Origin of the sequence: Erwinia sp. AnSW2-5 (genome assembly GCF_045107195.1) — a bacterium.
GTDB lineage: Bacteria > Pseudomonadota > Gammaproteobacteria > Enterobacterales > Enterobacteriaceae > Erwinia.
Genome location: NZ_JBJGXA010000002.1, coordinates 422119 through 437160 on the forward strand (window position 1 = coordinate 422119; position 15042 = coordinate 437160).

Here is a 15042-nt window from a genome sequence, read left to right on the forward strand (position 1 = left end):
GGGTAACTGATGTTTTTCCCCGGAATGTTCAGAAAAAACGATACACCAGTAACAACGGCTGCCGAACTGGCCCATGAAATAGGTCTCACCTATGACACCTACACTGGCAAGCGTGTGAATAGCCAGAGAGCAATGCGCCTTACTGCTGTATTCGGTTGTATCCGGGTATTGTCGGAATCCATAGGAATGCTTCCGTGCAGCCTCTATAAATCAACAGGAAAAGGCAAAGAAAAAGCGACAGGAGAGCGTCTGTATAAACTCCTATCCCTGAAGCCTAATGACTATATGACTCCTCAGGAGTTTTGGGAGCTGGTTACTGTTTGCCTTTGTCTGCGTGGCAATTTTTACGCTTATAAAGTCAAGGCACTGGGAGAAGTTGTTGAGCTGTTACCGCTTGATCCCGGATGCGTGTCGCCATCCCTAAACAGCCAGTGGAAGCCCGTATACCGGGTGACGTTTCCAGATGGCTCAACGGATGTTCTGGGGCAAGACGATATCTGGCATGTCCGCATTCTGACTCTTGACGGACTGGTAGGGCTTAATCCAATAGCCTATGCGAGAGAGGCGATTTCTCTTGGTCTTGCAACAGAAGAGCACGGCGCACGCCTTTTCGGTAATGGTGCTGTAACTTCCGGCGTTCTTCGGACAGATCAGACACTCAGCGACACGGCATTCAATCGCCTCAAAGCCGATTTTGAAGAAAGGCACACTGGGCTGGGTAACGCGCACAAACCGATGATCCTTGAGATGGGGCTCGACTGGAAGTCTATGGCGTTGAGCGCTGAAGATAGCCAGTTTCTTGAAACAAGAAAATTCCAGCTTGAGGAGATTTGCCGACTGTTTCGCGTGCCAATGCACCTTGTGCAGAACACTGACCGCGCGACATTCAGTAACATCGAAAGTCTGGGTATTGGTTTCATAAATTATTCACTGGTTCCTTATCTGACCAGGATAGAACAGCGAATTAATATCGGGCTTGTGAGGGAAAATAAGCAGGGGACCTATTACGCAAAATTTAATGCCGGTGCATTACTGCGTGGAGATATGAAGTCCCGCTTTGAATCGTATGCCACAGGAATTAACTGGGGAATGTTTTCTCCGAATGACTGCCTTGAGCTTGAGGACCGAAACCCTAGACCTGGAGGAGATATTTACCTCACTCCGTTAAATATGACAACCAAGCCTTCAGACGGCAGCAAACATAAACAGGAAAATATCGATGAGCATACTGACTAAACAACGCCTGGATGTACCGCTGAAACTGAAGTCAGTCAGTGACTCCGGTGAGTTTGAAGGCTATGGCTCGGTATTTGGCGTGAAGGATAGTCATGACGACATTATTTTGCCGGGTGCCTTCGCAACATCGTTGGCTGCATGGAAATCAAAAGGCGGAATGCCTGCGATGCTCTGGCAGCACCAAATGGCCGAGCCCATAGGTGTTTATACCGAAATGAAAGAGGACGAGGTGGGCCTTTTCGTAAAAGGGCGATTGTTGATAGATGACGACCCGTTAGCAAAGCGCGCACATGCACATATGAAGGCCGGTTCTTTAACCGGCCTTTCTATTGGCTACGTATTAAAAGACTGGGAATACGACCGGGATAAAGATGCTTTTATCCTCAAGACCATAGAGCTATGGGAGGTTAGCCCGGTTACGTTCCCGTCCAACGATGAAGCCCGCGTCAGCGATGTTAAATCCGCTTTCGCCCGTGGAGATACACCCGCTCCAAAGAATATTGAACGAGTCCTGCGCGACGTTGGACTTTCCCGCACCCAGGCTAAAGCGTTTATGGCCTCGGGATATAGCGCCCTTTCTCAGCGTGATGCTGCCGATCTGGGCGTTGCCTTACATGCACTTAAGTCCCTTAAATTTTAATCTGGAGTACGAAAATGGCTGTAGACATTAAAGATGTTGAAGACGTCGCGAAAAATTTGCAGAAAAGCTTTGATGAGTTCCGCGAAAAAAACGACAAACGCCTTGAAGCTGTAGAGCAGGAAAAAGGCAAACTCGCCGGGGAAGTTGAAACCCTTAACGGCAAGCTAACTGAGCTGGACCAACTTAAGTCCGATCTTGAAGCTGAACTTAAATCCATTAAACGCCCAGGTGGTGGCACAGTCAGCAAAGAGGCAGGTGAGCATAAAGCTGCTTTCATGGATTTCATGCGCAAGGGCAAAGATGACGGCCTACGCGACCTGGAACGCAAAGCGTTGCAAGTGGGCGTGGATGAAGACGGTGGTTATGCAGTTCCGGAAGAATTGGATCGCGCCATTATTGAACTTCTGAACGATGAAGTCGTGATGCGCCAAGAGGCGACCACCATTACCGTGGGCGGGGCGAATTATAAGAAATTGGTAAACCTCGGCGGCACTAATTCTGGGTGGGTTGGTGAAACTGATGCCCGTCCTGCAACAGACGCCTCAAAGCTCGGTCAGATTGAACCTTTTATGGGGGAAATCTACGGCAATCCGCAGGCCACGCAGACCATGTTAGATGATGTATTCTTCAATGTTGAAGACTGGATCAATAGCGAACTGGCAATTGAGTTTGCTGAAAAGGAAGAAGTTGCCTTCACCAGCGGTAATGGCACCAAAAAGCCAAAAGGGTTTCTGGCTTATGCCTCCAGCCTGGCTGATGACAAAACCCGCGCATTTGGCACGTTGCAGCACCTCCTTTCAGGTGCCGCTGGTGGCGTGACGGCTGATGCCATCATTAAGCTCGTTTACACGTTGCGTAAAGTTCACCGCAGTGGCGCTAAGTTCATGATGAACAACAACAGCCTGTTCCAGGTACGCATCCTTAAAGATGGGGAGGGTAATTACCTGTGGCGTCCTGGTCTTGAACTGGGTCAGCCTTCAACTCTGGCCGGTTATGGTGTAGCAGAGAATGAGCAGATGCCTGACATTGTGGCAGATGCAAAAGCTATTGCATTCGGTAACTTCAAACGCGGCTACACCATCGTTGATCGCATCGGTACTCGCATCCTGCGTGACCCGTATACCAATAAGCCATACGTTGGCTTCTACACCACCAAACGCACTGGCGGCATGCTGGCTGATTCCCAGGCAATTAAATTGCTTCAAATCGGCACGGCTGCTTAACATCCGGGGCTTCTGCCCCATTCTTTGAGGTCACTCATGATCAAATTACTTAAAGAACTTAAGTGGTCACCAGATGGCTGCGCTGTAGAAACCATTTCGCCAGGTGAGTATCAGGTAGGAATCCTGCCGCCTCGGGCCGTAGCCATTGCCCTGGAGCTGGTTTTTTTGGAAAGGTCAGAATCCAGCGACATTCAACCACCACTGGGAACAATTGTTGGTACTGATTCTCCAGTTGTTACTGATTCTCCAGTTGTTACAGACCCCGTTGTTGTCACTGAACCTGAAGTTAAAAAAGTCAAAAAATAACCCGCTGCGGCGGGTTTTTAATTGGGTTGAAATCATGATTCTGACAATGGCTGCAATAAAGCAGCAACTCAGGCTGGAAGAAGATGACACCGATGAGGACCTACTTCTGGAGGCTATCGGCATGGCTGCGGAATCAAGAACGGCAACTTTGCTGAATAGGCCAATTTACGCCAGTGAGTCCGAAAGGCCAGATGGGGATGATGTGGGTATGGTTGCAACTGCTGATCTTCGTCTCGCCATGCTGATGCTGGTTTCTCACTTTTATGAGCACCGGTCATCTGTTTCTGATTTTGAACAGACAGCAACACCGATGGCCTATGAGTGGATTGTCAGGCCTTACAGGTTTATCCCGCTATGAGAGAACGACTATCCCAGACCAGCGCGACATTCAGTTTCCCTGATCCTGGTGAACTGGATAAGCGAGTGGAATTACGTCAACGCATCGATGTGCCAGCCTCGGATTTTGGTGTTGAACCTGAATACCACAACGTAAGAAAAGTGTGGGCGAAAGTCCGGCAGGTTGGAGCGGGGACGTATCAGTCATCAGTACAGTCAGATGACATCATTACTCACTACATCACGATCCGCTATCGCCCAGGCATAACATCTGATTTTGAGATTGTTATGAGTGGACAGGTTTACAGGATTAAGCGTTCCCGCGATCTCAACTCTGCACGGCGCTATTTGTTGATGGAGTGCGAAGAGCTGGGGGCGGTGCAGCGGGGAGGTGCTTCATATGGCTAAACCACTGCTTCACGTCGAATTCAAGCAACCTGACGAGCTCGTTTTCAACCGTTCCCGGATGCGTAAAGCGTTCATTAAAATCGGCCAGGTACACATGCGAGACGCCAGGCGGCTCGTGATGAACCGCGCGCGGTCAAACCCTGGTGATAATCCCGGATACCGGACCGGGAAGTTGGCCCGATCGATTGGTTATTACGTTCCGCGTGCATCCAGTCGCCGCCCTGGCTTGATGGTCAGGATTTCGCCAAACCAGAAGCGCGGTGAGGGTAACCGACTTATTGAAGGTGACTTCTATCCGGCTTTCCTCTTCTACGGTGTTCGCCGGGGAGCGAAAAGGAAAAAAAGCCATCATAAAGGTAAGTCTGGCGGCTCTGGCTGGAAAGTTGCTCCGCGTAATAACTTCATGACGCAGGTGCTGGAGAACAGGAAGTCGTGGACGCGTTACATCCTTAGTCGTGAGTTGAGGAAGTCCCTTCGGCCCCAGAGGAAGAAAAAGTAAATGAAACTGTCACCGATTATCGGCGCAATTCGCGGGCGCTGCCCCTTTTTTGCCAACAACGTCAGTGGAGCGGCAGAATTCAAAAATCTGCCTGAAACTGGGAAAATGTTGTTACCCGCTGCTTACGTTATTCCTGTTGAAGATATCGCAGGAGAGCAAAAAACCCAGACCGATTACTGGCAGGTTATTAAAGAGGGTTTTTCCGTAGTCGTCGTGCTTGATAACACCCGCGATGAACGCGGCCAGGCCGCCAGTTATGACGTGGTTGATACAGTCCGCGCCGAATTATGGAAAGGCCTGCTTGGTATGCGGCCAGACGAAGATAGCGACATCATCGTTTATGCCGGTGGGCAGTTGCTGGACATGGATCGCGGTCGCCTTTATTACCAGTTTGACTTCACCTGCGACAGGGAAATTAATGTCGAAGATACACGGCAACAGGAAGAGTTAGATAGTCTTGATGACTTCCGTGAGATAGGTATCAACATCGACTATATCGACCCCGGGGACGGGCCAGACGGCATCATAGAACACCACACAGAAATCAACCCCAGCGAGTAAACCATGCAAATTAAACCCGTAGAAGGGCGGTCGGTTCCCGATCCCGCTCGTGGCGACCTTTTGCCTAAAGAAGGGCGAAATGTCGACAAAAACAGTTACTGGCTCCGTCGCCTGGCGGCAGGGGATGTTACTCAAGTAAGCGCATCTTCTGCTGAAAAGGCGGTTGTCGCTGCAAATAAAAAAGGCGGTGAGTAATGAATTTTAACTCCATCCCTTCTGATATCCGTGTGCCGTTATTCTGGGCAGAGATGGATAACAGCGAGGCCAATACCACGCAGGATAGCGGCCCCGCCTTGCTGATTGGTTGCGCGAATACCGGCAGTGAGATCGTAAAAAACAAGCTCACCATCATGCCGTCGGCAGCCCTAGCCGGAAAACTGGCAGGGCGCGGAAGTCAGCTGGCGCGAATGGTTGCACAGTATCGTAAAGTTGATCCTTTCGGTGAGCTCTGGGTTATTGCTGTCACCGAGCCCACAGGCACGGCTGCTACCGGGACGCTGACCCTCAGCGGCACCGCGCAGGCAGCAGGCACCCTCAGTCTTTACATCGGTATTACCAGAGTTCAGGCGCAGGTATCGACAAGCGATACCGCAGCTGTTGTTGCAACAACGTTGGCTACCGCAATCACAGCTAACCCTGATCTTCCAGTAACAGCCACTACGGAAGCGGGTGTTATCACCCTGACAGCACGGCACAAAGGTTTGCCAGGGAACGACATCCCACTAATGCTGAACTATTACGGCACAGTGGGCGGTGAAGATACGCCTGATGGTATCAACGTTGCGATCACTGCGATGACTGGCGGTACGGGCGCACCGGCTTTAGACATGTCGATTGCAGCAATGGGAGATGAACCCTTTGATTTCATCGGCTCGCCGTTCAGCGATGCTGCATCACTTGAGTCGCTTAAGTTGGAAATGAATGACGGCTCCGGCCGCTGGAGCTATGCGCGTCAGCTTTACGGCCACGTCTATACGGCGAAAAAAGGCTCTCTTTCTGATCTGGTAGCTTTCGGGGATACGCAGAACAACCAGCATATTACCGTTGCAGGTTATGAAGTGGATAACCAGACGGCGGGTGACGAACTGGCTGCACTGCGAACCGCACGTAATGCGGTGTTTATCCGCAACGACCCGGCGCGGCCAACTCAGACCGGGGAACTGACGGGCGCACTTCCGGCCCTGGCGGGTTCCCGCTTCACGCTCACAGAGCAGCAGTCACTGTTGTCGCACGGTATCGCTACAGCATATGCAGAAAGCGGTGTGCTGCGCATTCAGCGCGATATCACCACGTATCAGAAGAACCAGTACGGCGTGGCTGATAACAGCTATCTGGATAGTGAGACGCTGCATACCAGCGCATATGTCATTCGGCAGTTAAAAAGCGTCATCACCAGCAAATACCCGCGCCACAAGCTGGCGAACGATGGCACTCGCTTCGGTGAAGGGCAAGCTATTGTGACCCCGGCAGTTATTAAAGGTGAGATGTGCGCCATCTACCGCCGCATGGAGCGTGCGGGGATCGTGGAAAATTTCGAGCTTTTCAAAGAGCACCTGATCGTCGAACGCAACGCGAGCAACCCAAACCGCCTGGATGTTCTGTTCCCGCCTGATTACGTCAATCAGCTGCGGGTGTTCGCGTTGATCAATCAGTTCCGTCTGCAATACAGCGAGGAAGCATAATGGCCCGTATTGGTGGTACATGTTACGTAAAAGTTGACGGCCAGCAGCTGTCGCTCACTGGTGGCATTGAAGTGCCGATGAACACAAACCTTAAGGATGATGTGATGGGGCTTGATGGCTCCGCAGACTACAAAGAGACTCACCGCGCACCGTATACCAAAGGCACGTTCAAAGTGCCAAAGGGTTTCCCGTACGACAAACTGACATCTTCAGATGCGATGACCATCACATCCGAGCTTGCAAACGGGCAGGTATTCGTGCTTTCAAATGCCTGGGTACACGGTGAGATGAACCACAACGCTGAAGAGGGCACGGTGGATGTTGAGTTCCACGGTCAAGAAGGATTCTACCAATGACAGAATTAGTTCTTTCAAAACCGATCATGGCGCACGGCGAGAAAGTTAACGTGCTTGAACTTCGTGAACCCACTTATGACGAAGTGGAGGCTATTGGCATCCCATTTTCATATAACGCCAGTGGGGAAATGAAACTGGATACCGGGAGTTCACTGAAATACTTACCGATCCTCGCAGGCATTCCGCGTTCATCAGCCAGCCAGTTATCGCTGAAGGACGTGTTTATGGCCTCAATGGCTATCGTCGGTTTTTTTACGGGGTCGGAGCCTTCGAAAACCTCAGAAAGCGCCTCTACAACACCGCCCACTTCTGGCGAATAAATCCACTGGAATTAAAGACTATCGGCCTCTCCCGCTTCCTGGAAATGGAAGCGGAAGCCGTGCGTATTAATGAGGAGATGAACCGTGGCCGATAGTTTTCAGCTTAAAGCGATCATCACCGCAGTGGACCAGCTTTCCGGCCCACTGAAGGGGATGGGTAAGAGCCTGAAAGGCTTCCAGAAGGAAGCATCAGGCATCATGATGAACGCGGCTGCAATGGGGGCCGCTATTACCTCTGCCTTTGTTATTCCGATTAATCAGGCAATGCAGTTTGAATCTACGATGGCTGACGTGCGTAAAGTCGTGGATTTCGATACACCGCAGCAATTCAAGCAGATGAGTGAGGACATCCTTAAGCTTTCCACTCAGCTACCAATGACCGCTGACGGTATCGGTCAGATCGTCGCAGCTGGTGGGCAGGCTGGTATAGCGCGTAACGAGCTTAAGCAGTTCGCTACAGATGCCGTAAAAATGGGCGTGGCATTTGACCAGACGGCTGAAGAGTCCGGGCAGATGATGGCGCAGTGGCGCACCGCGTTCAAAATGACCCAGAGCGATGTTGTAGGCCTTGCGGATAAGATCAACTACCTCGGCAATACCGGACCGGCAAATGCCGCGAAGATTTCCGACGTAGTTACCCGTATCGGGCCTTTAGGGGAAATAGCAGGTGTTGCTTCAGGTGAGATAGCTGCAATGGGCGCTACAATTGCAGGTATGGGGGTTGAGTCAGAGGTAACTGCAACGGGATTAAAGAACTTTATGAAAGCTTTAACCTCTGGCGCATCTGCAACGAAGTCTCAAAAGATGATGTTAAAATCACTAAAAATAAACCCGAAAAAGCTTGCCTATCAAATGCAAAAAGATGCCAAGGGAGCGATGATAAATGTTCTAGAGTCCTTGTCAAAGCTCCCCAAAGCGGAACAGTCTGCAGCGATGAATAGCCTGTTCGGGAGCGAATCAGCTGGAGCTATTGCCCCGCTGCTGACCAACTTGGACCTGTTGCGCGCCAACTTTAAAAAAGTTTCGGAAGCCCAGCAGTACGCTGGTTCAATGCAAAAAGAGTATGAATCACGTGCAGCGACTACGGCCAACTCTGTCCAACTACTTAAAAACCAGTTCTCCGCCGCGAGTATCAGCATTGGCGATATGTTTCTACCGGATATCGTGAAAATAACACAGAAGATACAGCCGATGATTGAGCGCTTCCGGCAGCTCACTAAAGCAAATCCAGAAATGATTCGTTCAACCTTCAAGTTTGGTGCAACGCTTCTAGGAATCGGTGCAGCAATGGGTGTGGTTGGTAAGGCATTTAAAACCTTCGATTCCATCATGAAGATGAGTACGATGGGTAAAGTGGTATCGTTGCTTGTTATTGCTGGTGGGTTGATCGTCAGTAACTGGGACCAGATTGGCCCAGTAGTGAAATCTGTCTGGAAAGATATTGACGGGATAGCTGAAGCGCTGGGCGGCTGGGAGAATGTGCTAAGAGGCGTTGCAGCTTTCACTGCTGGTGCGTGGCTGGTTTCAATGAGTAAGGGACTTGGCGGGGCAAACAAGGAGGCTGGGAAGCTCTCAGGCAATCTTCGTGATATCGCAAAGATGGGGTTGATAAGTGTCACCATCGGTGTTGCGATAGATATGTTCAACCGGATCGGAAAACTTCACGAAGAAGCCGGTAAACAAAACATCAGTACGGGGCAACTGATGGTGAATAAAATGAACCAAAAGGAAGCTGATCGCGGCTATCAAGGATTCATTCCGCGGCTGAAAGAACTGCTGGGGATGGATCAGCCCGGTGATAAAGCCGTAGGGCTGGTACAATCGCAAAAGCCGCAGCAGGGCGAGCTGAAAGTTTCTTTTGAAAACGCACCTCCCGGTATGCGGGTTGCTCCAGCTGGGAATACGTTACCTTGGTATCAATACGATGTTGGATACAATAGATTTTCACCTCAAAAATAATTCTATACAATGAAGCAGGATTCATTAAATGGAGATTTATTTTGAATAGGATTTTATACATCGCAGTATCATTAATTTTGCTATCAGGATGTGACGTACCCACAGAGGAAAAAGACAATACCCCTGAATATGTCAAAAATGCAAAAAGCGACGTTGGGGCAGCGCTAGTCGCGAACGTTTATAAAAACCCTGACTTTAAATGTGAAAGCATCCCTGCAAATGATGGAATGTGGTCTATGGGATGCTTCATTCATGAGGAAAAACCGGGGCCTTTCTTGTTGTTTGCAGTTGTGCAGAATAACGAAAACCCACCATTCGATTACAAGCTTTTCGCAGTAAACGGCAAAGCAAAGCAATTGGCAGAAACCCCATCCTTACAGATGTTTAAAATTGATGTCCAAAATAATATGAACACGGATTATGAAAAGGTAATACAAACGTTCATAAATGAGTTTGTCACAAATAAAAAATAAACCGCTTCGGCGGTTTTTTTTCGCCCGGAGAAAAGCATGGCAAGCTGGAAAGACAACCTTCAGGACGCTTCGTTACGCGGCATACCGTTCAAAGTCAGCGAAGATGAAGCTACGTTCGGGCGGCGCGTCCAGATACATGAATACCCAAAACGCGATAAGCCATTTGCCGAAGACATGGGCCGGGCTACAAGGAAGTTCAGCGTTCAGGCGTATGTGATCGGTGACGACTTTTTCCAGCAACGCAATAAGCTGATTGAGGCGATTGAGAAGCCGGGGTCATGCACACTGGTTCACCCCTATTACGGTGAAATGACGGTTGTCCTGGATGACACCGTTCGAGCCAGTCACTCAGTTGATGAGGGGCGCATGTGCCGCATCACATTCAGCTTTGTCGAAGCAGGAGAGTTGTCATTTCCAAATGCTGGTATTGCCACCGGCTCAAAACTTACTGGTGCTGTTGGCGTTCTCGACGACTGGATTTCCTCTGCATTTGAGTCATTCGGCCTGGACGGTATGACGGATTTTATGCAAAGCGGAGTGATTGATCAGGCGACAGAGATGTTTAACACCGTCACCGACGTTTTTCAGTATGTAGATTCCGGCATCAGCGCTGCATCGAGGTTAATGCAGGGCGATCTTTCAGTGCTGCTTTCTCCCCCTTCCAGCGGAATGAATTTCGTCAACAAGCTGCAAACGATGTGGCGTGCGGGCTCGAAACTCAGTGGCAACGCATCTGATCTGATGTCGATGGTGAAAGGTTTGAGTGGTATCACTCTGGACAGTGGTCTGGCCCCGCGTGGCGTGTGGAAAACGGACAGCAAAACAACGCAGTCACAGACCGTACAGCGCAATTATGTTGCACAGGCCATCAGAACAACTGCGTTAAGCGAGGCTGCTAACACTGTCACCAGCCTGCCGCAGTCATCGCTCGTGACAGTCACGGAACAAAATCTAACCCAACAGGTGACAGTGGCACACCCGGCAGTAAGCGACATTATCGACGATTCAGCAGATGGATCACCTGGTGTCACCACTTCAACTAAAACCAGCGAAGTCCTGTCCTGGGATGATCTGGCCGATGTCCGCGATAGTTTAAATACAGCAATCGACCAGGAGATGTTGCGAGTCACTGATGACACATTATTTCTGGCATTGAGGCAGGTGCGCACCGATCTCAATAACGACATAAGTGCTCGTTTAGAGCAAGTGTCCCGCGTAACGGTTCGCACACCTGTGATGGTCGTTCCTGCGCTGGTGTTGGCGGCAGACTGGTATGACTCCGCTGCGCGTGAATCTGATATCACTGCGCGTAACGGCATCCGGCATCCCGGGTTCGTGCCTGTTAAAGAGCTGAGGGTGCCAGTGAGATGAATAACACCGTATTTCTTCGCGTTAATGGCCGTGAGTGGGGAGGCTGGACCTCTGTTCGCATCTCTGCCGGGATTGAGCGCATCGCCCGTGATTTTAACGTGGAAATTACGCGCTCATGGCCCGGCGATAAAGACGATGCGAGCAGGAAATCTCGAATTAAAAACGGCGACAAAGTGGAGGTGCTTATCGGTGATGACCTGGTGATCACCGGCTGGGTAGAAGCGACCCCTGTTCGTTATGACTCAACAAGCCTCAGCATGGGTATCGTTGGCCGCAGCATTACCGCTGACCTGATTGACTGCTCTGCTGCCCCGGCACAGTACAGCGGTAGATCACTGGCTCAGGTTGCCGCAGAACTGGCAAAACCATTCAGCATTACCGTTGTTGACGATGGAGGTGCGTCCGGTGCTTTACAGGGAGTTCAGGCTGATCAGGGCGAAACCGTGATGGACGTGCTGAATAAGATGCTGGGGATACAGCAGGCGCTGGCTTACGACAATGAGAAAGGGCAACTGGTCATCGGGGGGATCGGCGCGAATAAAGCGACAACGGCGCTTGTGCTCGGTGAAAACATTCTGAGTTGTGACTCTGAGAAAAGCATTCGTGATCGCTTCAGTTCGTACGAAGTCGCAGGACAGCGAAGCGGCAATGATGATGATTTCGGCGAGGCGACGACGACAGCTATTCGCGGCCATACAATCGATGGCGGCATTGCACGGTACAGGCCGATGTTGATCAGGCAGACGGGTAATGCCACATCAGCCACATGCAGTGACCGCAGCCAGTTTGAAATGCGGCAGCGTGCAGCACGCACTGACGAAGTGACATATACGGTACAGGGCTGGCGGCAGGGCAACGGTACGCTGTGGCGGCCAAATATGCAGGTTATCGTTTTTGACCCGGTTCTCAATTTTAATAACAGGGAAATGGTGATCGCAGAGGTGACCTATCAGCTGGATGATAACGGCACAATCACTGAGCTTAAAGTGGGTCCGGCTGATGCCTATTTACCAGAGCCGGAGAAGCCCGGCAGGCGGAAGCGTAAAGCTAAAAATGATGAGGACGATTTCTGATGGCAAACCCGATTCATGCTGCTGCACGTGGCATTTCAAATCTACTCTCACGTGCAGTGGTTCGTACCGTAAGTTCCATATCAAAGTGCCAGTCGCTACAGATCAGCATGGCCGGTAATGAATCAAAGAGTGACATAGAGCATTTAGAACCGTATGGATTCACGTCTTCACCTCATCCAGGCGCTGATGCCGTCGCCGCATATTTTGATGGTGATCGTTCTCATGGCGTTGTGCTTGTTGTCTCAGACCGTCGCTATCGCATAAAGGGCCTGGAGCAAGGAGAGGTGGCATTCTATGACGATCTCGGTCAATCGGTGACGTTAAAGCGAAGCGGGATTGTTGTGGATGGTGGAGGCCAGCCAATCACATTTAAGAACGCTCCTAAAGCGCGTTTTGAAATGCCAATTGAGGCAACCGGGGATATTAAAGATAACTGCGATGGCCCTGGCGTCTCTATGGCGGGTATGCGCGTTAAATACAACGGCCATACGCACAAAGAGAACGGTGACGGCGGTGGGACCACCGACGCCACGACCCAGAAAATGGAGGTCTGATGATTATTACTGTGAACGGGAAGCAGTACAGCGCCTCTTATCCTTTCGACCCACTGACCCGCGCCGTGCTTATTTCGATTGGCACATGGCGACGAGCAGAACCTGATGATTCACCAGAAGAGGCGAACGGCTGGTGGGGGGACAGCTTTCCCACCGTGCAGAACGACAGGATAGGTACGCGCCTGTATTTGCTCAAACGGCAAAAGCTCACAAATAAAACTCAGCTTAAGGTGCGTGAGTATCTCCAGCAGTGCCTACAGTGGCTTGTTGATGACCGCGTGGCCTCACGTGTGGATGTAACAGCTGAGCGCACAGGTATTGATACGCTCATCGCCTCCGTGACTATCAGTCGTATGGACGGCACTCAACAAACAATATCTTTTGATGACCTCTGGAGTGAACTTAATGGCTGAAAGCGGTTATTCCCGTCCCACACTCCCGCAACTGATCACGACAATCCGTAGCGACATTTTCACAAGAATGGCAGCAGACACGACACTGGCCGAACTTAGGCGTTCTGATGCGGAAGTTTACGCCCGTGTTCAGGCTGCTGCGGTTCATACCGTCTACGGATATATCGATTATCTGGCGCGAAATCTGTTACCTGACCTGGCTGATGAGGATTGGCTGACACGGCACGGAAATATGAAGACAGCGCCACGAAAAGCCGCAGTAGCCGCTACAGGTTATGTACGCTGGGAAGGGGTTAAAGATGGCATACATGTTGCAGCTGGCGTATTAATCCAACGTGATGACCTTGTTTCCTATACCTCAATCGCTGATGTTTCGTCTGCTGGTGGTGTTCTGCGCGTACCTGTTAACTGCGACGCCACCGGGTCAGCAGGCAATGCTGATGACGGGACAACGATGAGACTTGTAAGCCCCATCGAAGGTATCTCCTCGACGGCCCAGGCGGACACGATTCAGGGGGGGGCGGATATTGAGGATATCGAACTATGGCGCTCCCGTATTATTGAGCGCTGGCAGTGGACGCCGCAGGGCGGGGCTGATGATGATTATAAGGTCTGGGCAAAAGAAGTAGCCGGAATTACACGTGCGTGGGTATACCGGCACTGGTCAGGACTGGGAACCGTGGGTGTCATGGTTGCCAACAGTGACCTTATTAACCCCATTCCTGACGCCGCAACAGTCGAGGCGGCTCAGTCACATATCGAACCCCTTGCACCTGTTGCTGGTTCCGATGTTTATGTTTTCGCTCCAGCGCCTCGTGCGGTTGATTTCCGAGTCCGACTTTCGCCCGATACTGAAGCTGTTCGCTATGCAGTCATTGCTGAATTACGGTCAATGCTTTTGCGGGACGGAATCCCTGAAGGGGTCATTAAACCATCGCGTGTAAGCGAAGCAATCAGTATTGCTACTGGTGAGTACAGTCATACTCTCCTTAGCCCGATTGATGATGTGACTATTGCTAAGGGAGAGCTGGCGATAGCAGGGGAGTTCTTATGGACCTGACAGAACAGTACGAGCAGATGCTCGGCGTTCTTCTACCCCGAGGACCAGCGTGGGATGCCAGGGACTCTCTTTTAATGGGGCTGGCTCCTTCATTGTCCAGGGTGCAAGAACGTGGCGATGCGTTGATGGCGGAAATTGACCCCCGCTCAGTGACCGAGCTCATCAACAGATATGAAACCATTACCGGACTTCCTGATAGTTGCGCACCTTCTGGGGTGCAAACGCTGCAACAGCGCCGCCAGCGTCTTGATGCGAAGCTAAATCTCATGGGAGGTGTGAACGAACAATTTTACTTATCTCTTCTCGTCTCACTCGGCTATCAATCAGCAACGATCACCCGGTATCAAAAATCGCAGTTCAAGTGTCTTTCTAACTGCACTGAATCACTCTATTCAAATGAATGGCGCTACTACTGGCAAGTCAATATCAATGAGTCTGCACAGATTCTGCCAATGACGGCAATCAGCAGCTGCACTGCATCGCTCAGGGCGTGGGGCGACACTGTTGCTGAATGCGTCATAGGTAAAATGGCCCCCTCTCATACTGTTGTTATTTTCCGCTACACGGAGTAA

The 15042-nt window shown here is 50.8% G+C and carries 20 protein-coding genes; all 20 read left to right on the top strand.

Annotated features, from left to right (window positions below):
• Window positions 1–9: 9 nt before the first annotated feature.
• Window positions 10–1236 (top strand): phage portal protein, encoded by a 1227-nt coding sequence (locus ACFL9S_RS03620; protein WP_167864529.1) that lies wholly within the window; start codon window positions 10–12, stop codon window positions 1234–1236.
• Window positions 1226–1876: an HK97 family phage prohead protease gene (locus tag ACFL9S_RS03625; protein WP_197931314.1), complete on the top strand. Its 651-nt coding sequence runs from the start codon at window positions 1226–1228 to the stop codon at window positions 1874–1876. The genes ACFL9S_RS03620 and ACFL9S_RS03625 overlap by 11 nt, the downstream gene beginning before the upstream one ends.
• A gap of 14 nt (window positions 1877–1890) precedes the next feature.
• Window positions 1891–3099, top strand: a complete 1209-nt coding sequence (locus ACFL9S_RS03630; RefSeq protein ID WP_167864531.1) for a phage major capsid protein — start codon at window positions 1891–1893, stop codon at window positions 3097–3099.
• Between the two features lie 36 nt (window positions 3100–3135).
• Window positions 3136–3405, top strand: a complete 270-nt coding sequence (locus ACFL9S_RS03635; RefSeq protein ID WP_405260312.1) for a hypothetical protein — start codon at window positions 3136–3138, stop codon at window positions 3403–3405.
• Window positions 3368–3763: a head-tail connector protein gene (locus ACFL9S_RS03640; protein WP_405260313.1), complete on the top strand. Its 396-nt coding sequence runs from the start codon at window positions 3368–3370 to the stop codon at window positions 3761–3763. The genes ACFL9S_RS03635 and ACFL9S_RS03640 overlap by 38 nt, the downstream gene beginning before the upstream one ends.
• Window positions 3760–4149 (top strand): phage head closure protein, encoded by a 390-nt coding sequence (locus tag ACFL9S_RS03645; RefSeq protein ID WP_200640567.1) that lies wholly within the window; start codon window positions 3760–3762, stop codon window positions 4147–4149. Before ACFL9S_RS03640 ends, ACFL9S_RS03645 begins: the two co-directional genes overlap by 4 nt.
• Window positions 4142–4648, top strand: coding sequence for a hypothetical protein (locus tag ACFL9S_RS03650; protein ID WP_405260314.1), 507 nt, complete (start codon window positions 4142–4144; stop codon window positions 4646–4648). Before ACFL9S_RS03645 ends, ACFL9S_RS03650 begins: the two co-directional genes overlap by 8 nt.
• Window positions 4649–5209, top strand: a complete 561-nt coding sequence (locus tag ACFL9S_RS03655) for a hypothetical protein (protein ID WP_405260315.1) — start codon at window positions 4649–4651, stop codon at window positions 5207–5209.
• Between the two features lie 3 nt (window positions 5210–5212).
• Window positions 5213–5404: a DUF2635 domain-containing protein gene (locus ACFL9S_RS03660; protein ID WP_405260316.1), complete on the top strand. Its 192-nt coding sequence runs from the start codon at window positions 5213–5215 to the stop codon at window positions 5402–5404.
• On the top strand, window positions 5404–6891 hold the full coding sequence (locus tag ACFL9S_RS03665) for a phage tail sheath subtilisin-like domain-containing protein (protein ID WP_405260317.1): 1488 nt from the start codon (window positions 5404–5406) through the stop codon (window positions 6889–6891). Before ACFL9S_RS03660 ends, ACFL9S_RS03665 begins: the two co-directional genes overlap by 1 nt.
• Window positions 6891–7247 (top strand): phage tail tube protein, encoded by a 357-nt coding sequence (locus tag ACFL9S_RS03670; RefSeq protein ID WP_405260318.1) that lies wholly within the window; start codon window positions 6891–6893, stop codon window positions 7245–7247. Before ACFL9S_RS03665 ends, ACFL9S_RS03670 begins: the two co-directional genes overlap by 1 nt.
• Window positions 7244–7567 (top strand): phage tail assembly protein, encoded by a 324-nt coding sequence (locus tag ACFL9S_RS03675; RefSeq protein ID WP_405260319.1) that lies wholly within the window; start codon window positions 7244–7246, stop codon window positions 7565–7567. The genes ACFL9S_RS03670 and ACFL9S_RS03675 overlap by 4 nt, the downstream gene beginning before the upstream one ends.
• Window positions 7568–7651: 84 nt before the next feature.
• Window positions 7652–9526: a phage tail tape measure protein gene (locus tag ACFL9S_RS03680; protein ID WP_405260320.1), complete on the top strand. Its 1875-nt coding sequence runs from the start codon at window positions 7652–7654 to the stop codon at window positions 9524–9526.
• Window positions 9527–9567: 41 nt separating this feature from the next.
• A complete protein-coding gene (locus ACFL9S_RS03685; RefSeq protein ID WP_405260321.1) occupies window positions 9568–9999 on the top strand; it encodes a hypothetical protein in 432 nt (143 codons plus the stop codon).
• Window positions 10000–10035: 36 nt separating this feature from the next.
• Window positions 10036–11370: a DNA circularization protein gene (locus ACFL9S_RS03690; RefSeq protein WP_405260322.1), complete on the top strand. Its 1335-nt coding sequence runs from the start codon at window positions 10036–10038 to the stop codon at window positions 11368–11370.
• Complete coding sequence (locus tag ACFL9S_RS03695) at window positions 11367–12443, top strand: phage baseplate assembly protein (protein WP_405260323.1); 1077 nt, start codon at window positions 11367–11369, stop codon at window positions 12441–12443. Before ACFL9S_RS03690 ends, ACFL9S_RS03695 begins: the two co-directional genes overlap by 4 nt.
• On the top strand, window positions 12443–12997 hold the full coding sequence (locus ACFL9S_RS03700) for a phage baseplate assembly protein V (protein WP_405260324.1): 555 nt from the start codon (window positions 12443–12445) through the stop codon (window positions 12995–12997). The genes ACFL9S_RS03695 and ACFL9S_RS03700 overlap by 1 nt, the downstream gene beginning before the upstream one ends.
• Window positions 12997–13410 (top strand): phage GP46 family protein, encoded by a 414-nt coding sequence (locus tag ACFL9S_RS03705; RefSeq protein ID WP_405260325.1) that lies wholly within the window; start codon window positions 12997–12999, stop codon window positions 13408–13410. Before ACFL9S_RS03700 ends, ACFL9S_RS03705 begins: the two co-directional genes overlap by 1 nt.
• Complete coding sequence (locus ACFL9S_RS03710; protein ID WP_405260326.1) at window positions 13403–14470, top strand: baseplate J/gp47 family protein; 1068 nt, start codon at window positions 13403–13405, stop codon at window positions 14468–14470. Before ACFL9S_RS03705 ends, ACFL9S_RS03710 begins: the two co-directional genes overlap by 8 nt.
• Complete coding sequence (locus ACFL9S_RS03715; protein WP_405260327.1) at window positions 14461–15042, top strand: YmfQ family protein; 582 nt, start codon at window positions 14461–14463, stop codon at window positions 15040–15042. Before ACFL9S_RS03710 ends, ACFL9S_RS03715 begins: the two co-directional genes overlap by 10 nt.